Source organism: Corallococcus sp. RDP092CA, from assembly GCF_041903675.1.
In the GTDB taxonomy this organism is placed as follows: domain Bacteria; phylum Myxococcota; class Myxococcia; order Myxococcales; family Myxococcaceae; genus Corallococcus.
On the sequence record NZ_JAYESI010000149.1, the window covers coordinates 1 to 335 of the forward strand.

The window sequence follows — 335 nt, forward strand, 5'->3', positions numbered from 1 at the left end:
GCCCGGGGCAATGCCGAGGGCGAGCAGGTGATGGGCGAGCTGGTTGGCGCGGGAGTCGAGTTGGGCATACGTCAGGGTCGAGTCCCCCAGGACGAGGGCCACGGCGTCGGGCGTGCGCTGGGCCTGCTGGGCGAAGTGGACGTGGACGGGGACGTCGGTGGGGCAGGCGACAGCGGTGTCGTTCCACTCCACGAGGATGCGCTGCCGCTCCTCAGGGGAGAGGAGGGGCAGCTCGGCCACGGGCTGCTCGGGCCTGGCGGCCACGGCCTCCAGCAGGGTGTGGAGGTGGCGGGCCATCCGCTCGATGGTGCCGCGCTCGAAGAGGGCGGTGCTGT

The 335-nt window shown here is 72.8% G+C and carries 1 protein-coding gene; it reads right to left on the minus strand.

Features of this window, described 5'->3' with window-relative positions; translation table 11 throughout:
• Positions 1-335, minus strand: a 335-nt coding sequence (locus tag U8525_RS34560; RefSeq protein ID WP_374270986.1) for an AMP-binding protein, incomplete at both ends; no start/stop codon positions are given.